Here is a 21,007-nt window from a genome sequence, read left to right on the forward strand (position 1 = left end):
GCCGGTCGGCTGCGATGTCGTACGCGGGTGCGAGGTCGTACGGGGTGCGTGTCGTACGGGGGACGAGCGTGAGCCGAGGATCCGGCCGATCCGAAGCAGCTGGTGAACGACCGGGCCATCCCGGAAATCGGCCATGAACTGTCGAAGCGCTTCGATGTTGCTGCGAGGTTAAATCAACGCCCCGAGGGGCACAAGAGTCGGTCCCAAGATTCCTTGACGGCGCGTCGTGCCTCATCAACAGGGGCATGACGGAACCGTGTTGAGGCACCCAGGAGCCGGCGGATCGGTGCTGAGGGACGCCTTGACATGCGACGAAGAGACTCGGAGCATCGAAGCGCTTCGAAAGTCCGACAGTCCCCTCGATCCAGGAACCCGTCCCGCCCTCCGCCAACTCCGCCAAGAGGAACCGCCCGTGACGCCAGTCCAGCCGCCCTTCCGCGACCCGCAGTTGTCCCGTGCCGAACGCGTCGACGATCTCCTCGGCCGGCTCACCCTCGACGAGAAGACCGCCCTGCTGCACCAGTACGCTCCGGCGGTGGAGCGCCTGGGCGTCGCGGCCTTCCGTACCGGGCAGGAGGCCCTGCACGGGGTGGCCTGGATGGGCCCGGCGACCGTCTTCCCCCAGGCCGTCGGGCTCGGCGCCACCTGGAACGAGGACCTCGTGCGCCGGATCGGCGAGGCCGTCTCCACCGAGGCACGGGCCATGCGCACCCGCGACGACCGGGTCGGCCTCAACGTCTGGGCCCCCACCGTCAATCTGCTGCGCCACCCCTGGTGGGGAAGGAACGAGGAGGGGTACGCGGAGGACCCGTGGCTGACCGCCGCCACAGCCGTCGCCTACACCCGGGGCCTGCGCGGCGACCACCCCGACTTCTGGCGCACGGCGCCGGTGCTCAAGCACTGGCTCGCCCACAACAACGAGACCGACCGGGACACCACCTCCTCCTCGGTCCGCCCCCGCGTGCTGCACGAGTACGACCTGAGGGCCTTCCGCGCGGCCGTCGAGGCGGGCTCCGTGGCCGGTGTCATGCCCGCGTACAACCTGGTCAACGGGCGCCCCAACCATGTCTCGCCGTATCTGCGCGAGCACCTGCGCACCTGGACCGGCCGGGAACTGCTCGTCTGCTCCGACGCGGGCGCCCCCAGCAACCTCGTCGACTCCGAGGCGTACTTCGACACCCACGAGGAGGCCGCCGCCGCCGCGCTGCGCGCCGGTGTCGACAGCTTCACCGACCACGGCACCGACCCCGCCCCGACGGTCGCCCGGATCCGGGGCGCCCTGGAGCGGGGGCTGATCGGCGAGGACGACATCGACACGGCGGTACGGCGCCAGCTCACCGTCCGCTTCTCGCTCGGCGAGTTCGACCCGGGCCTCGACCCGTACGCGGACATCGGGCCCGCGGGCGGCTGGGACACACCGCACCACCGCGCGCTCGCCGAGGAGGCCGCCGAACAGGCCGTCGTCCTGCTCAAGAACGACGGCCTGCTGCCGCTCACACCCGGCCGGCGGATCGCGGTGGTCGGACTCCTCGCCGACGAGTGCAAACTCGACTGGTACAGCGGCACCCTGATCCACCGCGCCACCCCGCTCGACGGGATGCGCGCGCGGTTCGGGACGGACCGGGTCACCTTCGCCGAGGGCACGGACCGGGTGCGGCTGCGGGCCACGGAGTACGGCGGCTGGGTCGCCGTACCGGAACCCGCAGGCCCGGAGGCCGAGGGGCCGGCGCGCGGCGCGGAGGGCGCGCTCGACCCGGCGCTGCTCGCGGGCCGCACGGACCTGCCCCCGCTGACCGGCGGGGCGGACGACCCGGACGCGGCCGAACTCGCCCTGATCGACTGGGGCGGCGGCGTCCTCACCCTGCGCGCGCCCGACGGCCGCTACCTCTCGGTCGCCGAGGACGGATACGTACGCGCCGCCGCGGACCAGCCGGGCGGCTGGGTCGTCCAGGAGACCTTCCGGTTCGAGGAGCATCGGGGCGGGCACCTCCTCCTGCACCTGGGAACCGGCCGATACGTCTCTGTCGCCGCCGACGGCCTGAAGGTTGCCGACCGGGGCGAACCGTTCGAGATCGAATACACCGAGCGCGGGGAGGAGGCGGTCGCCCGCGCGGCGGCCGGGGCGGACGTGGTCGTGGTGGTCGCGGGCAACGACCCGCACATCAACGGCCGCGAGACCGAGGACCGCGACACCCTCGCCCTGCCCGCGCAGCAGGACCGGCTGTGGCGCGCCGCCCACGCCGCCAACCCGCGCACCGTCCTCGCCCTGACCTCGTCCTACCCCTACGCCGTGTCCGACGCGCACACCGCACTCCCGGCACTGCTGTGGACGGCGCACGGCGGCCAGGCCGCGGGCACCGCGCTCGCCCGGATCCTCGCCGGTGACGTGTCACCGGCGGGCCGGCTGCCGCAGACCTGGTACGCGGCCGACACCGATCTGCCCGGCCTGCTCGACTACGACATCATCGGCGGCAGGCAGACCTATCTCTACTTCGACGGCACACCGCTCTACGCCTTCGGCCACGGCCTGTCGTACACGTCCTTCGACTACGACGACCTGGTGGTGGACCCGCCAGGACCCCTCGATGACACCGTCCGCGCCCGCGTCACGGTCACCAACACCGGCGCCCGCGCCTCCGACGAGGTCGTGCAGCTCTACGTGCGCGAGGCGGGTCCCCGCCCGGGGAGCCCGCACCGGCGGCTGATCGGCCACGCCCGGATCCGGCTCGCCGCCGGGGCCTCCCGTACGGTCGGACTGACCGTTCCCGCGGCCGCGCTCGGCCACTACGACGTGGCGCACGGGGCGTGGACCGTACCGGCGGGGACCTATGTCTTCGAGGCGGCGGCCTCCAGCGCGGACATCCGCTGCTCGGTCCCGGTCGCCGTCCCGGGGCAGGCCCCGCGCCCCCGCTCCGTGCGCGAGGACGGCCTGGCCGCCGCCGACTACGACGAGCAGACCGGTACCGCGCTCGTCGACCGGACGAAGACGTCCGGCGACGCGGTGACCGCGCTCGACGGCTCCGGCGAACTGCTCTTCAGGGCATGCGATTTCGGGGACGGGGTGCGCACCGTCTCCGTCGAGGTGGCGGGCGAGGGCTCGGTGGAGATCGCCCTCGCGGGCGGCGGGACGGTGGCGCTCGTGGAGGTGCCGCCGCCGGGGGGCGGTCCGTACGACTACACGACGCTCCACGCGGAGGCACCGCTCACCGGGGTGGCGGATCTGCGCCTCACGCTCAACGGGTCGGTGCGCCTGGCCCGTGTCGGGTTCGGCGGCTGACCCGGACGCGCCGACGCCCGCCGCCGGAGAGGCGACGGGCGTCCCTGGGTCACCGTTCGGGCCGCCGGACCCTTACGGTACGAGCCGCAGCAGCTTGTTGGGCGAGCCGCTGCCCGGTCCGGTCACCACCCCCGAGGTGGCGCCGTTCACGAGCGCCGTGGCGACCTGCGCCGGGGTGGCGGCGGGGTGCCCGGCGAGATAGACCGCCGCGGCCCCGGCGACGTGCGGGCTGGCCATCGAGGTCCCGGAGATCGAACTGGTCGCCGTGTCGGAGGAGTTCCACGCGCTGGTGATGGAGCTGCCGGGGGCGAAGAGGTCCACCCGCGCGCCGTAGTTGGAGTAGCTCGCCCGCGCGTCGGTGCTGGTCGTCGCCCCGACGGTGATCGCCTCCGGGACCCGGGCGGGTGAGTAGTTCTGCGCGTTGGCGTTGCTGTTCCCGGCGGCGACCGCGTAGGTCACCCCGCTCGCGATCGAGTTCTGCACCGCCGTGTCCAGCGCCGCGCTGGCGCCGCCGCCGAGGGACATGTTCGCGACGGACGGGCCGCTGTGGTTCGCGGTGACCCAGTCGATTCCGGCGACCACCCCCGCCGTCGTCCCCGATCCCGCGTTGTTGAGCACCCGGACGGCCACGACCTTGGCCTTCTTGGCGACACCGTACGCGGTGCCGGCGGCGTTGGCGGCGACATGCGTGCCGTGGCCGTTGCCGTCCTGCGCGGTGTTGTCGTTGTCGACGGCGTCGTACCCGTAGGACGCCCGGCCGCCGAAGTCCTGGTGCGTGATGCGGACTCCGGTGTCGATGACGTACACGGTCGTGCCCTCGCCCGCCGAGTCGGGGTAGGTGTAGGAGCTGTCGAGCGGCAGCGACGCCTGGTCGATCCGGTCGAGACCCCAGGACGGCGGGTTGGTCTGGGTGCCGAGGGCGCGTACGGTGCGGTCCTGGAAGACCTGGTCGACCGCCGGGTCGGCGGCGAGTCTGCGCGCCTGGGCGTCCGAGAGGGTGGCGGCGTAGCCGTTGAGCGCGGCCGTGTAGGTCCGCTTGACGGTGCCGCCGTACTCGGCGACCACCCCGCGGCCCGAGGCCGAGGCGGCCTTGAGACCGGAACTCTTCTTGAGCGTGACGATGTAGCTGCCGCTCACGGCGTCCTGGGCGCCGGCGCCGACGACCGTGCCGACCGCGGGCGCCGCCTGGGCGGGCAGGGAGAGTGCGCCGAGAGCGGCGGTGGCCGCTACCGCCGTGAAGACCGCGGTGATCCGGTTCCTGGTGGTACGTATCACTGCCATGGTGAGGGGTCCTCCTCATCGTGGTGCGCGGGGGTGTGCGTAGAGAAACGATCGCGGAGAGCGGCGTTCCGGAGCAAGGGAAGTGACGGAATGTCATAGCCATGACATGACAAGGAAATGAACGGGAATTGAGAATCAACCCGCCTGCGGACATAACGACTTGGCGCACGCCCGGTGGAGAAGGCGCGAGGCCCCGGTCCCGGGCGGTGTGGGCAGCGCGGGACCGGGGCGGTCAGGGTCTGCCCCTAGGGGGCAGCTCTCGTCAGGGAGCGGTGATCAGGTGGTGCGGGGGCACGGTCACCGTGCGGGCGCCGGGCTTGCCCTTCAGGACCACCTTGCGCAGCGCGACGTTGTTGGACAGGTCGGTCTCGTGCAGCCGCTGCTCGGGGTTGGCGATCACCTGGATGTAGTAGGTGCCGTTCGGCAGGTCCGTGACGTCGAAGGACTGGCCGGGACGGTACTGGGTGTACGTGTCCCCGGAGCCGACGTCCAGCACCTCGCGCACCGAGATCGAGTTCTCCACACCGCACGCGGTCGACAGATCGGTGTTGTACGGAGCCCAGTTGGCGTTCTCCACCGTGTAGTCGATGGCATCGGTGTTGGCCAGGCAGAACGCCTCCTTGCCGCTGCGCACGATCTCGCTCTGGTCGGCGCTGAGCAGCCGGTAGCTGGCGAAGTCCGTGAAGTGCCAGTGCTCGTGGCCCACCCGGGCGTCCCACTCCATCGTCCCGGAGGGGGAGTAGCCGACCTGCTTGCCGGACGCGTCGTAGTAGTACTGGTACGCGTCCATCAGGTCCTTGCCGGGCGTACGGAAGCCGTCCACCACCAGCGGAGCCGGACCCGCGTTCCACACGTTGGCGCTGAACGCCAGGTAGTCCTTGCCTGCGATGTCGCCGTCCTCGCCGTCCGTGATGGCGATGTCCCAGGCGGGCAGGGCCCGCAGGTCGGGCTTGGGGACGTCGGGCACGCTCGCGCGGCCGGTCGGGCGCTGGGCCGCGGCCTTCAGCGCGGGCTTGACCCGCGAACCGTCGTTCCTGCCGGTGGCGTCGCCGGGCTGGGCCGACCTGCTGACGGCCGCGCCGCCGTTCTTGAGCACGTGCGGGAGCTCGGGCGTGGTGGGGGCGTCCGCGCCCCGGCCGTCGTGATGGCCGCCGTGCGCCGCGGCGGCCGGTGCGCCGGCCTTCGGTCCCGCGCCCATCGAGTGACCGGCCATGGAGCCGCCTGCCATGGAGTGACCGGCCATGGCGTGGTCCGGGGCTCCGGACGCCGCCGGCTTCCGCCCCGACCGGGCGAAGCCCGCGCCATCGTCGTCCGTGGGCTGCCGCACGGTCACCTTGACCGTCTGCGGCTTGTCCGCCATGTTGAACAGCTCGCGGTAGCGCTTCGCCACGGAGACGGTGGCGGTGTACTCGCCGACCGCCAGATCGACCGGCGTCCCCTCGTACCGCCGGCTGGTGTTGGTCGCCCACCCGTTCTCGACGCCCCACACCGAACCGAGGGTGAAGGGGTTGGCCGGGCAGCTCTCCGGATACTTCGAGGTCGCCGGGGCGTCGGGCCGGATCCGCCCCGACGCGTTGTTCGGGCAGAAGGTCTCGCTGGTCGACAGCACCTTCTTGCCCGCCGCGTCGGTGAAGGTGATCTGCAGGAAGTCCTGGAGGCCGGTGAAGTCCTTCACCATCCCTTCCGGGAGGGTCTTGATCCGGGTCGTGCCGCCCTTGTGGATGATCTGCTGGGCGACCACGGGCGTCTTGTAGTCGGCCGCGCGCTTCACCCGGAACTCCAGGGGCCCGCCCTCGACGGTGACATACGTACCGAGGTCCACGTACACGCCCGGCTCGCCCTCCCACCGGTTGAGTGTCACGGAGGTGGAGGCGGCTATCAGGTCGAGTTGCGGAGCGGTGGGCGTGGCGGCTCCGGCGACGGGCGCGGCTCCGGCCACGCCCGCGACGACGGCGAGCGCCGCGGCGCCGGCGACCGCCGAACGCCGCGCGCGGCTGTGCTGAGGTCTGGTCATCGGTTCCTCGTCTGGCTCTGCCACGGGGGCAGGGGGATGGGGGTGACGCTCGCGGTTCGTGCCGGTACATCCCGATGTGCCGGGCCGAGCTGTGAGCAACCTGTGAGATCCGATGAGGTGCCCTCCGGTTGCCTGGGTCCCCGAAGTAGCTGATCGTTGGCCGGAATTCAACGCTCTTCCGTGGATCCGGCCAAGGTGAGGTGCGACCACTTTCCCCGGTGTGGCCGACGTGGTAGACGGCCGTGCTCCGGTGGCCCCGGACATGACGGAGCGCCCCGGCCGAACGAGCCGGCCGGGGCGCCGTGGTCCCCAGGAGGAGGGGGCGGTGCGGTCAGACGAGGTCGGCGTACTGGTTCCAGCCGCCGGAGCCGATCTTCACGCGCTCCTTGAAGGGCGTGGCGGCCAGGCCCGTACCCGCGTAGAAGTACAGCTCGCCCGCCGAGTTGGACGCCAGCAGGTCCGCGCGGCCGTCGCCGTTCAGGTCGCCCGGCGCGGTGAGCTTGTTGTACTGGCTCCAACCGGCCCCGCCGACCTGCGACTTCGGGCCGAACGGCGCGCTCGCGTCGCCCGTGCCCGCGTACAGGAACAGCCCCTCGGAGCTGCGCGCGACCAGGTCCGCGCGGCCGTCGCCGGTCAGGTCACCGGCGCCGACGATCGTGTTGAACTGCATCCAGCCGCTGCCGCCGACCTGCACCCGGGCCTTCACCGAAAGCCCGTTGCCGCTGCCCGCGTTGAAGTACAGCGCGGTGGAACTGCGGGAGAGCAGATCGCTCTTGCCGTCGCCGTCGAGGTCCCCCGGGCCCATCACCAGGTTGTACGCCTTCGAACCGCCCGCGAGCTGCGGCTTGTCGGCCGCGTAGAGGCCCGTGTTGTACAGCGCCCCGTCGTACGTGCTGTGCTCGATCAGGTCCGAGATGCCGTTCGCCCGCAGCGACACCGAGTGCGTCAGCCGCGAGTCGGCCGGGTCCCAGCCCTCACCGACGAGGTACCGCTCGCTGAGGCGTCCCGTACCGGTGGCGACGTAGTAGAAGAGGTCGCCGTTGGGGGTACGGGCGAACACCCCGTCCTTGCCGAAGTGCGGCGGGTTGCCCGCGCCCGCGAACTGGGTGAGCATGCCCCAGTTCTCGCCGATCGTCTCGCGGGCGGAGAGGGTGCCGTCGGCGTTGCCCTCGTAGTAGTAGAGGGTGCCGTCGTACGCACGGGCCACCAGGTCCGGGGTGCCGTTTCCGCTCAGGTCCGAGCCGCCGACGATCTGGTTGTACTGGAGCCAGCCGGTGCCGCCGAGCTGGATCCGCTCCTGGAACGGATACCCGCTGACGCTGCCGTTGCCCGGGTAGAGGTACAGCCCCGTCTCGTTGCGCACGAGGATGTCGGCGAAGCCGTCCCCGTTCAGGTCGTCCACGCCGATGAGCTGGTCGAACTGGCTCCACCCGGCGCCACCGACCTGGATCCCGGCGCCGAAACCGGTACCGGTGCCGGGGAAGAGGAAGAGCCCCGCCGCGCTGCGCGCCAGCAGATCGGGCTTGCCGTCCCCGTTCAGGTCGCCGGGGACGAACAGCTTGTTGTACGCCTGCCACCCTGTGGAGAGGGTGGTGTACGAGGTCATCCCGCCGTCGCTGGTGGCGTTCGCGCCGTTGTGCAGCCGCAGCGCGCCGGTGGGGGAGAGAGTGAGGATGTCCGGCTTGCCGTCGCCGGTGAGGTCGCCGGGCAGGAGCAGGTCCTTGACCTCGGCCGCGTCCTCGGGGATGACCTCGGCGCCGCCGGTGGCCCAGTCCACCCATACGGCGCCGTAGTTGGTCCGGTAGACCAGCTCACCGAGGCCGTTGCCGTTGAAGTCGGAGCGGTTGACCGCGGCGCGCGCCGCCGCCCGCGCCGAGGCGGAGCCCTTGGACTTGGCGGAGCTGCGGTCCGGGACGGCGAACGTGGGACGCTCGGCGCCGTCCGGCACCGGCAGGGTGACGGTGCCCTGCGGCCCGCCGGGCGCCCCGTCGGCCGAGGCCGGAGCGGCCAGGACGCCGCCGGTCAGCACCGTGGCGCAGGTGAGCGCGGCGGGCAGGGTGATGCGTCGGCGCCACCGGGCCCGGGGTCTCGCGGGAGTGGACATACAGCCTCCAGTCAGTGGGTGGGAGGGCGCCGTCGGTACGTGGCGCGGCGGCGGTGCGATGGTGTGCGCGCCGGCCTGACACGCCGGACCGCCGGCTCGTGGCACGGCGGAAGCTGCCCCCGTCAGCGATGACGCCCTCCCCAGGTCGTGCACGTAGGTGTAACCGCCAGCAGCTCCTGAAAGCAAGTGAGTTGTGAAGCGGGGCTGGACGATCAGTGTACGAATGGGGAGGAATATGTGGCTGGTATGGGGTCATCCGGTACGCCGGAGGTGAACGCCCGGTGACCGGTACCCGGTTCCCGTCAGGGGCCGGACCGCGCGCCGCGCACCGCGCCCCGGTTCCGTACGTCGATCGCGGTGAGCGCCAGCGCGAGCGGCCCCGGCGCCAGAAAGGCCAGCGGCAGCATCATCCAGCCGCAGAGCACGGCCGCGGCCAGCGCGAGCAGCACCAGCGCGCTGCCGCCCGGGTCCCGGGGCACGTCCCGGGCCGCCCCGAGCACCGCCGGGCGCCAGTCGGTGAGCGACTCGGGGCGCGCGCACGCGCGCAGGCCGATCACCGCCGCGCAGGCGCCGATCGCCCCCGCTACCACGGCGAACACCCGCGCCCCCGGCAGCCCGGCGCCGGCCAGTGCCAGATCCGCCGCCAGCAGGAGCGCCCCCGCAAGGGCCAGCGCCCCCGCGGCGAGATCGCCGGGGCGCAGCCGCTTCCGCAGTACGGTCAGGTACCGGCCCGCGGTGGCCGGCCGGTCCCGCTGGCCGCCGCGCAGCACCTCGCAGGCGGTGGAGAGCGCCGCGGGCACGGTGACCAGCGGCAGACAGACCACCGCCGTGATCAGACCGACGCTCAGCACATCGGCGAAGAGCGTCACGCGCGGCCCGAAGATCTCGCCCGGCTCCCGGGCCGGCGCCGCGCTCATCCCTTGATCCCGGAGTTCGCCATGCCCTCGACCAGGAACCGCTGGAAGGCGAGGAAGAACAGCACGATCGGCAGCAGCGCGATCACCGACATCGCGAACATCGGGCCGAACGCCGACTGGCTGGAGGCGTCCACGAACGACCGCAGCGCCAGCGTCAGCGTGAACTTCTCCGGGGAGAAGAGATAGATCAGCTGGGTGAAGAAGTCGTTCCACGTCCAGATGAACGTGAAGATCGCCGTGGTGATCAGCGCGGGCCTGATCAGCGGCAGGATGATCGAGAAGAAGCTGCGGAACGGACCGCAGCCGTCGATCCGCGCCGCCTCCTCCAGCTCACGCGGCAGCCCGCGCATGAACTGCACGATGAGGAAGACGAAGAACGCCTCCGTGGCGAGGAACTTCGGCAGGATCAGCGGCCAGTAGGTGTTCACCATCCCGAGCTGGTTGAAGATGATGTACTGCGGGATCAGCACCGCGTGGTGCGGCAGCATGATCGTCGCGATCATGAACGCGAAGAGCGGCCCCCGGAAGCGGAAGCGCAGCCGCGCGAAGGCGTAGGCCGCCAGCGAGCAGCTCAGCACGTTGCCCACGACCGCGCCGCCCGCGATCAGCAGCGAGTTGGACAGCATCCGCCATACGGTCACGTCGTTCACGCCGTCCAGGGCGGTCGTGTAGTTCGACCACTCCAGCCTTCCCGGCAGCAGCCGGAGACTGGCGATCACCTCGTCGGCGGGCTTGAGCGAGGTGGCCAGCAGCCAGGCCAGCGGATACAGCATCACCAGCAGCACGGCCAGACACCCGGCGTGCAGGGCGATCCGGCGCCACGGAACGGGCTTGCGGGACACGGCGGTCGGGTCGGTGGCGGGGGTCGTCGTGGTGGTCATCGGGCCTCCTCGTCGGCGTAGAAGACCCAGGAACGCGAGGTACGGAACAGCACCACGGTGATGGCGCCGATCGCCAGCAGCAGCACCCAGGCCATGGCGGAGGCATAGCCCATGTGCGAGGCGACGAAGCCGCGGTCGTAGAGGTACAGCGTGTAGAAGAGCGTGGAGTCCGCCGGACCGCCCTTCCCCGCGCTGACCGCGAACGCGGGCGTGAACACCTGGAACGCCTGGATGGTCTGGAGCACCAGGTTGAAGAAGAGGACCGGCGACAGCATCGGCAGCGTGATGGAGAGGAACTGCCGCCACCGGCTCGCCCCGTCCACGGCCGCCGCCTCGTACAGCTCCGACGGGATCTGCTGGAGCCCCGCCAGGAAGATCACCATCGGGGAGCCGAACTGCCACACCGTCAGCAGCGCCACCGCCAGCAGCGCCCAGCCGGGCCGGTTGACCCAGCCGCCGGTGCCGAGCAGCTCGTCGACCGTGCCGCCGTCGTTGAAGATCGCCCGCCAGACCAGCGCGATCGACATGGACGCGCCCAGCAGCGACGGCGCGTAGAACGCGGACCGGTAGAACCCCTTGCCGCGCCGTACGGACTTCAAGGCCAGCGCCACGGCCAGCGCGAGCCCCAGCTGCAGGGGCACGGCGATCACGACGTACCCCAGGGTCGCGCCGACCGACCGCCAGTAGCGCGGGTCCTCGGTGAACATCTGCGTGTAGTTGCGCAGCCCCACCCAGTTCGGCGCGTTGAACATGTCGTAGTCGGTGAACGACAGATAGAGCGAGACGGCCATCGGCAGCAGCGTCAGCACGCTCGCGCCGAGCACCCAGGGGGAGAGGAAGACCCACGCGGCGCCCTCGCGCCGGCGCCAGCGCGGCCGGTGCGGCGCCGGGGAGGCCCCGCCGCGTGCCCGGGCCGCGGGTATGTCGGTGGTGGTCATCTACCTCAGCTCCGCCTTCGCCTGGGTGACGTAGTTCTCGGCCGCCTCGCGCGGCGACATCCGCCCGAACGACACCTGGTCGTAGTCGCGGCTGAAGGTGGTCTGCAAGGCGCTGTCACCCGAGGGCGGGGCCTGCGGAGGGTCCTTGAGGGCGCCCTCGACCGTGGCCTGGTAGTCGGCGACCGTCCGGTCGAAGTCCTTGAGCCCGGGGACCACGTCCGCGCGGATCGACTCGTTGACCGGGATGCCGCGGCTCGCGCCGAGGATCTTCGCCGCGTCCTTGTCGTTGATCATGAAGTCGATGAGCTGGGCCGCCTCCTTCGGATGCCCGGTGTTGGCGGCGGCGCCCATGAACATCGACGGCTTGAAGTACTGCCCCGGCGTGCCGTCCTCGCCCGACGGCATCGGCGCCAGGGTCACCCCGTTCGCCACGAGCGGCGTGAAGCCGCTCGACGGCGCGTCCCAGTTGAAGTCGGAGACGGCCTTGCCGCGGCCGAGCGGGGTGTTCTCCACCGAACCGTCGAGCTGTGTCGTCTGCTCCGCCGGGGAGACCGCGCCCTCGCGCCGCAGCCCGTCGGTGAAGGTCCACCAGCGCGCCAGGTCCCCGGCCGTGAAACCGAGCCCGCCGCCCTCCGTGTAGAGGGACTTGCCCTGGCCGCGCAGCCACACCTCGAAGCAGTCCTCGCTCTGGCCGGGGTCGACGGCGCCGGGCTTCCCGGTACGCTCCGCCAACTGCCGTACCGCGTCCGCCCAGTCGTTCCAGGTCCAGCCCGCCCGCGGCGGGGCGACCCCGGCCGCCCGCCACTCCTTCGCGTCGTACACGACGGCCTCCGTGCCGCGCGCCTGCACGAGCGCGTACTGCGTGCCGTCCACCGCCCCGGTGGCCAGCAGCCCCGGGTCGATCTCGTCCGTCCGCAGGGCCTTCGGCTGCGTACCGAGGTCCAGCAGGACCCCGCCCGTCGCGTACTGGTCGATCATCCGGTAGTCGAGCTGCATCACATCGGGCGCGTCGCCGCCGGCCGCCTGCGTGGCCAGCTTCTGCTTGTACGCGTCGTAGCCGGCGAACGACGTCTGCACGACGATCCCCGGGTGCCTGCTCTCGAACAGCGCGACGGCCTCATCGGTACGGGCCGCCCGGTCGGGGTTCCCCCACCAGGTGTAGCGCAGGGTCACCTTCCCGCCGGTGCTCGTCCCCTCGCCCCCGCCGCAGGCGGTGAGCAGGGCGGTGAGCGTGAGCGTCACGAGGAGCGCGCAGGACCTCGTCGTCCTGTTTCCGGGCATGCTGGACTCACTTCTCCTTTCCCTGTACGTGCTGGTGTGCGGTGGTTACGCGCCCGGCTGCGGGAGGGTCGTCCCGGGCAGCTCGTACTCGTCGCGGCGCCCGCACATGCCGTAACCGCCCAGCCGGCTGGGACCGCTGTCGTACGCCCGTGAACCGGCCAGATACTCCGGCTCCCCGGCCTCCAGCGCGTCGAGCTGCGCGCCCGTGCGCTCCGCCGTCGCCAGCGCGCCGGCCCGCCACAGCTCCCGCCACGCGGCCACCTTGGGGCGGATCAGCCGGGCCGCGGCCCGCTGGAACTCCCGGTACGGGCCGTTGTCACCCGCCTCCAGCGCCTCCCGCAGGACCAGATAGCCGCTCACGGCGAGATCCCTGCGCTTCCGCGCGGCGGCCTCCGCCTCGGGGCCGGACTTCGCGGGCAGCGTCGCCGCGGCGGCGTACCGTTCGGGGTCGGCGAGATAGTCGGGCGGAAAGGTGAAGACGGCGTCGCCGGCCTCCGGCAGACCGCTGTTCTGCATCAGGACCGTGATGCGCAGCCCGCCGCCCTGCACCATGCGGTGCACGGTGCCCGGCGTGAACCAGGCCACGGCGCCGGGCTCCAGCGGCGTCTCCCGGTAGCCATCGGGCGACAGCGTCTGCACCGCGCCCCGGCCGCCCGTGACGACATACGCCTCCGTGCACACCAGGTGCAGATGCGGGCTGCCGCCGCACACCCCGTCGGCCGCCTCCCAGTCGTAGGCGCTCAGGTGCGAGAGCCCGACGGCCCCCGGCAGCGGGTGCGGCAGGCTCACCACGGCAGGCCCTTGAGGTGCGCGCCGACCCGCTCGCGGTCCCAGGCGCCGTCGGCGACGACCACCCGGTAGCGGTACGCGAAGGACTCGCCCGGCGGGAGCGCGAACTCCTCGAAGAACGCCCAGGAGAACGCCACGGTCGGGATGGGCTCGGAGCGTACGAACCAGTGCGAGGCGTGGATCGCGCCGTTGTCCTCGTCGTTCTCCGGCGCGTGCGCGAAGACCAGCGTGGAGTGCCCGTCCACGTCGTCGTGCTCGCCGGTGAAGGCCAGCCAGGGGCCCTGCGTCCCCATCAGGTTCTCCGGTTCGGGCTCACCCGCGCCGGGCGGGCCGAGGACGGCGCCGCCGGTGAAGTCGCGGGGGCCGCGCCACTGGAGCCCGGTGTACCCGGCCATCTCGCGCCCCGCGGTGGTCGGCGAGCCGAACAGCAGCGGCTCGGCGCGCAGGTTCGTCAGCCGGATCGTCCAGTCCAGCGCCCAGGCGCCGGCGTCCTCGTCCACCGAGTGGACGGTGATGCCGCGCTCCTCACGGGCCCACTCGGCGCCGCCGTTCTCCACCCAGGTGAGGTCCTCGGCGAAGCCGAACCGGTTCTCCTCCACCGCGAAGACGGGGAAACCGTCGTGGCGCATCGAACCGACCCGCTCGCGGATCGGCAGATACCCCTCGCCGTGGACGTACGAGTTGCCGCCCCAGAAGTTCTGCCCGGACAGATGGCTGGCCGTCATCTGCAGCCCCTTGTGCCACCGGTGGTCGTTGGGGCGGTAGCCGGTGACCGGGCGGCCCGCGAGGGTGCGCAGGGGATGGATGTACGGTTTCCGCGCCTCGAAGGGGTCTGGATCGGGCCGGTAGACGTAGGACAGCAGCTCGACGCCGCCGTGGCGGACCGAGATCCGCTCGCCGTGGGTGTGGGTGACCTGAATCGTCATCGCTGGGGGCTCCAGTCGGGGTGGCCGCCGTGCATGGCCGTGTAGTAGGGGTCGGTGGGGGTGATCCCGCCCGCGTGCACAGGCTGCCCACTGAACGCCGCCTTGTAGAGTGCCGCGGCGAATTCGACCGTGCGCCGCGCGTCGGCGCCGCTGCCCGGCGGCCGGACCCCGGCCGCCATCGCGTCGAGTACGGCGCCCAGTTGGGCCGCGTGCGAGCTGGGCACATCCGCCGCCGGGGTGCGCCAGGCGTCGGCCCGCTCCGCCCCGACATGCGGGGCCGGGGTGTAGACCCAGTCCGCGTTCGTATGGCCGTAAAGGTGCGTCAGCTCGACCGTGGCGTCGGCGCAGTCGATCCGGATCCGGCTCACCTCGTCCGGCGACAGGACACTGTTGACGACGGTGGCGAGGGCGCCGTTCGCGAACCGCACCAGCGCCGTCGAGACATCCTCGCTCTCCGTGTCGTGGACCAGCCGGGACGCCATGGCGCGGATCTCGGTCCAGTCGCCCAGCAGATGCAGCAGCAGGTCGTACTGGTGGATGCCGTGCCCCATCGTGGGGCCGCCGCCCTCGCTGGACCACCGGCCGCGCCACGGCACCGCGTAGTACGCGCTGTCGCGGTGCCAGGTGGTCTGGCAGTGCGCGACCAGCGGGGCGCCCAGTTCGCCGCCCGCGATCAGCTCCCGGGCGTGCGCCGCCCCGGAGCCGTACCGGTGCTGGAAGACCACCGAGGCGTACGCCCCGGACGCCGCCTCGGCCGCGGCGATCTCGTCGTACTCCGCCAGCGTCAGGGTCAGCGGCTTCTCGCACAGCACCCAGGCGCCCGCCTCCAGCGCGGCGACCGTCTGCGCGCGGTGCAGGGAGGGCGGGGTGCCGATGAGGACCAGGTCGGGGCGGACGGCGCCGAGCATCGCGTCGAGCGAGCCGAACCCCTCGACCGTCATTCCGCCGTCGGCGGCCGTCGCGCGGAACGCGTCCAGCCGTTCCTGGTCCACGTCGACCGCGGCGACCAGCTCGATCCGGCCGGCGTGGGAGCGGAGGGCGGAGAGATGGCTTCCGGTGACGATGGCGCCCGTGCCGACGACGGCGGCGCGCAGACGGGCGGGGGACTGGTCCATGCGGTGCTCCTCGGATGGAAACCGATCTTCATTGACGCCGGTGGTGCGGGGTGTCAACCTTCGGGGCGTGCAGGTGACGATTCGAGAGGTCGCGAAGGTGGCCGGGGTCTCCCCGTCCACGGTGTCCCGGGCGCTGGCGCCCGGCGGAACGGTGAGCGAGGCGACGCGCGAGCGGGTACGGGCCGCGGCGGACCGGCTCGGCTATCAGCCGAACCCTTCGGCACGCGGCCTGATCACCGGGCGTACGGGGCACCTCGGACTGATCGTGCCGGATCTGCTGAACCCGTTCTTCGCGGACATCTGCAAGGGGGTGCAGGCGCGGGCGCGCGGACTCGGCCACGCCGTGTTCGTCAGCGACGCCGAGCGCGACGAGGGCCTGGAGCTGGACGCGATCCGCACCCTGGCCCCGGAGGTCGACGGCATCGTGCTGTGCTCCCCGCACCTCAGCGGCGAGGAGCTGGCGTCGCTGCCCGCCCTGACCGCCAAGCCGATCGTGCTGCTGCACCGCAAGGAGCCCGGCTTCGCGAGTGTCACCGCCGATCTCGTCGAGGGCATGGGCGACGCGCTCACCCATCTGCACGCCCTCGGACACCGCAGGATCGCCTACGTGGGCGGGCCGCGCTCCACCTGGGCGGCGCGTGAACGCGCGGCCGGGATCGAGGCCATGGCCGAGACCGGCAAGGTCGAGATCGTCCATGTCGGGAGCGTCGCGCCGCACTTCGACGGGGGCATCACCGGCGCGGCCGACGTGGTGCTGGCCAGCGGCGCGAGCGCGGTGGTGGCCTTCAACGACATCGTTGCGTTCGGACTGATCAGCCGGTTCACCGCGCGGGGCGTCCGGGTGCCGGAGGAGATGAGCGTGGTCGGCTGCGACGACATCGCCCTGTCCGGAATGGCAGCCCCGCCGCTGACCACCGTCTCCGTACCCAAGTCGCACGGCTCGCGGGCCGCCGTCGACCTGCTCTTCCGGATCCTGGGAACCCCGGCCGTCGAAGGCGCCGAACCCCTGCAGCGCGTCCTGCCGACCCACCTCGTGGTACGGGGGTCGACGGCCGTCGTCGGCCGGGGCTGACCTGCGCACTTCCGAGCCCTTCGGTCGAGGGGGGAGCGAGTGTCTGCAAACGTTGCCAGTCAGTTTCCAACTGGCCGGGAAGTTACGCCCGCAAGAACGATCGAGTCAATGAAATCTCCGGAATCAGCAGCGAACACACCGCCGGAGGGCGCCCTTGTCGGTGACGCGCCGGCATGCAATCGTTGCCGCGGAGATCCCGGACTCCCGACCCGGGATCCTCACCCGAGCGAGCGGAGATCCCCATGCAGGACCCCACCGTGCGTCGTCGTCGCTGTGCCGTGGTGGGTCTGGGCGCCCGGGCGCAGTTGTTCACCGAGGCGCTGGCGGGGGAGTACGCGGACCGCGTGGAACTGGTGGGGTTCTGCGACGTCAACGGGCACCGGATGGCCGTCCACAACGAGTGGCTGGCCGCCGCGCGCCCGGGGCTGCCGCCCGTACCCGCCTACGGCGCCGACGCGTTCGGGGAGATGCTGCGCCGCGAGCGGGTGGACCTGGTGGTGGTGTGCAGCGTGGACCGTACGCACGACCGGTACATCGTCGAGGCCCTGGAGGCCGGGTGCGACGTGGTGACCGAGAAGCCGATGACGACGGACGCGGCCAAGGCGCGGCGGATCCTCGACGCCCGGCGGCGGACGGGGCGCGAGGTACGGGTGGCGTTCAACTACCGGTACAACCCGGTGCACGCGGCGGTACGGGAGACCCTCGCCTCGGGCGCGATCGGAGAGGTGGGCTCGGTCCACTTCGAGTGGCTGCTGGACCTGCGGCACGGCGCGGACTACTTCCGGCGGTGGCACCGGGAGAAGGCGAACTCCGGCGGCCTGCTGGTGCACAAGGCGACCCACCACTTCGACCTGGTCAACTGGTGGCTGGACAGCACCCCGCGGACGGTCTTCGCACAGGGCGGCCTGTTCTTCTACGGCGCCGAGAACGGGCGGCGCCGGGGGCTGGCCCGGGAGTACGACCGGGCCCACGGCGCCCCGGCCGCCGAGGACGACCCCTTCGCGGTGCGGCTGACGGACTCACCCGCGCTCACCTCCCTCTACCTGGACGCGGAGGGCGAGGACGGCTACCACCGCGACCAGAACGTGTTCGGCCCCGGGGTCACCATCGAGGACGACATGGCGGTCCTGGTGCGGTACGCGTCGGGGGCGACCCTGACCTACCACCTCACGGCGTACGCCCCCTGGGAGGGATACCGGATCGCGTTCAACGGGAGCCGGGGCCGGCTGGAGCTGCTGGTCGAGGAGTCCACCTGGGCCCGGCCCGCCGCGCGCGCGGCGGGCGGCGGCGCCGTGCTGCACGGGGCGGCGGTGGGCGACACCGCGGGGCGGACGGAGCTGCTGCTCCGGCCCTTCTGGGCGGAGCCGCGCGAGGTGAAGGTGGCGACCGGGGAGGGCGGCCACGGAGGCGGGGACGTACGGATGCTCGCCGACCTCTTCGGCGCACCCGGGGACGGCTCCGACGCGCTGGGGCGGGCGGCGGACGCCGCCGACGGCGCCCGGTCGCTGGTGACCGGCCTGGCCGCCAACGAGTCCCTCGCCACCGGGCTGCCGGTCCACACCCGCGACGTCCTGGACATCTGACCCGGGGCCCGGGCACACTCCTCGCCTCTGGCCCCAACTGCCGTGCGGCACCGCCGAGTCGGCACACCGATGCCCGGACCACACCGGTCCGGGCATCGGCGCGTCCGCACTCCGCCACCCCGGATTCATCCGGCTCTGCGCGAACCATTGACGCCTCCGCACGCTCCTCCCTATCTTGCCGTTCGAAGTTCTGACCATCGTCCGAGATATCGAACGAGGAGCCGCAGACACTCATGCCACGCACACGCTGGAGGCCGGCTCTCACGGCCGTGGCGCTCCTGGTGACGGCCAACGCGCTCCAGGCGCCCGCGAGTGCCGCGCGGGAGACGGCGCGGGACACCGCCGTGAACACCGCCCAGGACACCACCGACTACACGCTCGACATCGACACCCGCGGTACGGGCCCCCGGATCGACGACACCATGTACGGCGTCTTCTACGAGGACATCAACCGCGCCGCGGACGGCGGCCTGTACGCCGAACTCGTCCAGAACCGGTCGTTCGAGTACAGCCGGGCCGACAACGCCTCCTACACACCGATGACCGCGTGGACCCCCACCGGCACCGGCACGGTCACCGCCGTCGACGACGGCGACCGACTCCACGAGCGCAACCGGACCTATCTGCGGCTGGACCCCGACGGGTCGGCCGAGGGCACCGGCGTCGTCAACTCCGGCTACAGCACCGGGATCGCGGTGGCCGAGGGCAAGCGGTACGACGTCTCCGTGTGGGCGCGCACCGACCGGCCCGCCGGCACCCCCCTCACACTCGCCCTGCGCGACGCCGACGGCGCCGCCCTCGCGCCCCCGCTGCGCGTCACCGCGCGCGGCGACACCTGGACCCGGTACACCGCCACCCTCACCGCCACCGCCACGAGCACCGCGGGGCGCCTCGCCGTCACCGCGGGCGGCACCGGCACCGTACGGCTCGACATGGTCTCGCTCTTCCCCCGGGACACCTACAAGGGCCGCCCCGGCGGACTGCGCAAGGACCTCGCCGAGAAGATCGCCGCCCTGAAGCCCGGGTTCGTCCGCTTCCCCGGCGGCTGCCTCGTCAACACCGGCAGCCATGAGGGGTACGACGAGGAGTCGGGCTGGCAGCGCAAGCGGTCCTACCAGTGGAAGGACACGATCGGACCGGTCGAGCAGCGCGCGACCAACGCCAACTTCTGGGGCTACAACCAGAGTTACGGACTCGGCTACTACGAGTACTTCCAGTACGCCGAGGACATCGGCGCGATGGCCCTGCCGGTGGTGCCCGCCCTCGTCACCGGATGCGGCCAGAACCAGGTGACCGACGACCCGGCCCTGCTGCGGCGCCACGTCCAGGACACCCTGGACCTGATCGAGTTCGCCAACGGCCCGGCCACCTCGGCCTGGGGCAGGAAACGGGCGGCCATGGGGCATCCGAAGCCCTTCGGCCTCACCCATATCGAGGTCGGCAACGAGGAGAACCTGCCCGACGCGTTCTTCGAGCGCTTCACCGAGTTCAGGAAGGCAGTCGAGGCCCGGTACCCGGACATCACCGTCATCTCCAACTCCGGCCCCGACGCGAGCGGTACCACCTTCGACCGGGCCTGGCAGCTCAACCGGGACGCGAAGGTCGACATGGTAGACGAGCACTACTACCGCAGCCCGCAGTGGTTCCTGGAGAACAACGACCGCTACGACGGCTACGACCGCTCGGGGCCCAAGGTGTTCCTCGGCGAGTACGCCTCCCAGGACAACCGCTTCCGCAACGCGCTCGCCGAAGCCGCCTTCATGACCGGCCTCGAACGCAACGCGGACGTCGTCAAACTCGCCTCGTACGCCCCGCTGCTGGCCCACACCGGCGCCGTGCAGTGGCGGCCCGACATGATCTGGTTCGACAACACCCGGTCCTGGGGCTCGACCAGCTACGAGACGCAGAAGCTGTTCATGACGAACACCGGGGACCGGGTCGTCCCGAGCACGGCGAGTACCACCCCGGCGCTCTCCGGCCCGATCGAGGGCGCCGTCGGCCTCTCCACCTGGGCCACCAGCGCCGCCTACGACGACGTACGCGTCACCGGCGAGGACGGCACCACACTCCTCGACGACGACTTCTCCGACGGCGACGGCCGCTGGACGAAGGCGGCGGGCGCCGGCGCCTGGACCGTCGAGGACGGCCGTTACGTCCAGTCCGACGCGGTGGCCGAGAACACCCTGGTCACGGCGGGCGACCCGGCCTGGCGGAACTACGACCTGAACGTGAAGGCCACCAAGCGCTCCGGCAAGGAGGGCTTCCTGGTCGCCTTCGGCGTCAAGGACACCGGGAACTACTACTGGTGGAACCTCGGCGGCTGGAACAACACCCGCTCCGCCGTGGAGAAGGCGGTCGGCGGCGCCAAGCAGTCGATGACCGAGGACAGCACGACGATCGAGACCGGCCGCGCGTACGACCTGCGTGTCTCGGTCCGGGACCGCGAGGTCACCCTCTTCCTCGACGGCGAGGAGTGGGGCAGCTTCACCGACGACAAGGTGGCCGAACCCTTCCGGCAGGTCGTCACGCGCGACGGGAAGGACCTCGTCGTCAAGGTCGTCAACGCCCAGGACGCCGCGGCCCGCACCACCATCGACCTCGGCCGGTCCACCCGCGTCGCGTCCACCGCGCGGCTGACCACCCTCAGCGGCGACCCGGACGCCGTCAACACCGCCGACGAGCAGCCGATCACACCGCGCACCTCCACCCTCACCGGGGCCGGCGCGCGCTTCACCCACACCTTCCCGCCGAACTCGATCACCTTCGTACGCCTGGGACTGCGGTGACACCCACCGTTCCGCGGGCCGCCAACGGGGCGCCGTACGACCT

The 21,007-nt window shown here is 72.0% G+C and carries 14 protein-coding genes; 4 read left to right on the forward strand and 10 right to left on the reverse strand.

Features of this window, described 5'->3' with window-relative positions; genetic code table 11:
• Window positions 1-412: 412 nt before the first annotated feature.
• Window positions 413-3,277: a glycoside hydrolase family 3 C-terminal domain-containing protein gene (locus ACFTZC_RS07695; protein ID WP_382887837.1), complete on the forward strand. Its 2,865-nt coding sequence runs from the start codon at window positions 413-415 to the stop codon at window positions 3,275-3,277.
• A 72-nt stretch (window positions 3,278-3,349) separates the two neighbouring features.
• Here the strand turns inward: ACFTZC_RS07695 and ACFTZC_RS07700 are convergent, their stop codons facing one another.
• The 10 genes from ACFTZC_RS07700 to ACFTZC_RS07745 all read right to left on the reverse strand — a co-directional run bounded on the left by ACFTZC_RS07700 (window position 3,350) and on the right by ACFTZC_RS07745 (window position 15,523).
• Window positions 3,350-4,558, reverse strand: coding sequence for a S8 family peptidase (locus ACFTZC_RS07700; protein WP_382887839.1), 1,209 nt, complete (start codon window positions 4,556-4,558; stop codon window positions 3,350-3,352).
• Window positions 4,559-4,820: 262 nt separating this feature from the next.
• Window positions 4,821-6,572, reverse strand: a complete 1,752-nt coding sequence (locus tag ACFTZC_RS07705; RefSeq protein WP_382887841.1) for a lysyl oxidase family protein — start codon at window positions 6,570-6,572, stop codon at window positions 4,821-4,823.
• A gap of 331 nt (window positions 6,573-6,903) precedes the next feature.
• Complete coding sequence (locus tag ACFTZC_RS07710; protein WP_382887843.1) at window positions 6,904-8,676, reverse strand: FG-GAP repeat domain-containing protein; 1,773 nt, start codon at window positions 8,674-8,676, stop codon at window positions 6,904-6,906.
• 302 nt (window positions 8,677-8,978) lie between these two features.
• The gene (locus ACFTZC_RS07715) at window positions 8,979-9,593 is read right to left on the reverse strand and encodes a hypothetical protein (protein WP_382887845.1); all 615 of its coding nucleotides are present in this window, start codon (window positions 9,591-9,593) and stop codon (window positions 8,979-8,981) included.
• Complete coding sequence (locus tag ACFTZC_RS07720) at window positions 9,590-10,474, reverse strand: carbohydrate ABC transporter permease (RefSeq protein ID WP_382887847.1); 885 nt, start codon at window positions 10,472-10,474, stop codon at window positions 9,590-9,592. Before ACFTZC_RS07720 ends, ACFTZC_RS07715 begins: the two co-directional genes overlap by 4 nt.
• Window positions 10,471-11,412, reverse strand: coding sequence for a carbohydrate ABC transporter permease (locus tag ACFTZC_RS07725; protein WP_382887849.1), 942 nt, complete (start codon window positions 11,410-11,412; stop codon window positions 10,471-10,473). Before ACFTZC_RS07725 ends, ACFTZC_RS07720 begins: the two co-directional genes overlap by 4 nt.
• Window positions 11,413-12,693, reverse strand: a complete 1,281-nt coding sequence (locus ACFTZC_RS07730) for an ABC transporter substrate-binding protein (protein ID WP_382887851.1) — start codon at window positions 12,691-12,693, stop codon at window positions 11,413-11,415. It abuts the gene before it with no gap.
• A gap of 45 nt (window positions 12,694-12,738) precedes the next feature.
• Window positions 12,739-13,482: a cupin gene (locus ACFTZC_RS07735; protein WP_382887853.1), complete on the reverse strand. Its 744-nt coding sequence runs from the start codon at window positions 13,480-13,482 to the stop codon at window positions 12,739-12,741.
• A complete protein-coding gene (locus ACFTZC_RS07740) occupies window positions 13,479-14,408 on the reverse strand; it encodes a PmoA family protein (protein ID WP_382887856.1) in 930 nt (309 codons plus the stop codon). The genes ACFTZC_RS07735 and ACFTZC_RS07740 overlap by 4 nt, the downstream gene beginning before the upstream one ends.
• On the reverse strand, window positions 14,405-15,523 hold the full coding sequence (locus ACFTZC_RS07745; RefSeq protein ID WP_382887858.1) for a Gfo/Idh/MocA family protein: 1,119 nt from the start codon (window positions 15,521-15,523) through the stop codon (window positions 14,405-14,407). Before ACFTZC_RS07745 ends, ACFTZC_RS07740 begins: the two co-directional genes overlap by 4 nt.
• A 67-nt stretch (window positions 15,524-15,590) precedes the next feature.
• Between ACFTZC_RS07745 and ACFTZC_RS07750 the strand changes: the two genes are divergently transcribed.
• From ACFTZC_RS07750 to ACFTZC_RS07760, 3 genes are all read left to right on the forward strand, one after another.
• Complete coding sequence (locus tag ACFTZC_RS07750) at window positions 15,591-16,595, forward strand: LacI family DNA-binding transcriptional regulator (RefSeq protein ID WP_382887860.1); 1,005 nt, start codon at window positions 15,591-15,593, stop codon at window positions 16,593-16,595.
• Between the two features lie 242 nt (window positions 16,596-16,837).
• Window positions 16,838-18,178 (forward strand): Gfo/Idh/MocA family protein, encoded by a 1,341-nt coding sequence (locus tag ACFTZC_RS07755; RefSeq protein WP_382887862.1) that lies wholly within the window; start codon window positions 16,838-16,840, stop codon window positions 18,176-18,178.
• A gap of 233 nt (window positions 18,179-18,411) precedes the next feature.
• Window positions 18,412-20,964: an alpha-L-arabinofuranosidase C-terminal domain-containing protein gene (locus ACFTZC_RS07760; RefSeq protein WP_382887864.1), complete on the forward strand. Its 2,553-nt coding sequence runs from the start codon at window positions 18,412-18,414 to the stop codon at window positions 20,962-20,964.
• Window positions 20,965-21,007 lie beyond the last annotated feature (43 nt).

The organism is Streptomyces sp. NPDC056987, assembly GCF_042673865.1.
In the GTDB taxonomy this organism is placed as follows: domain Bacteria; phylum Actinomycetota; class Actinomycetes; order Streptomycetales; family Streptomycetaceae; genus Streptomyces.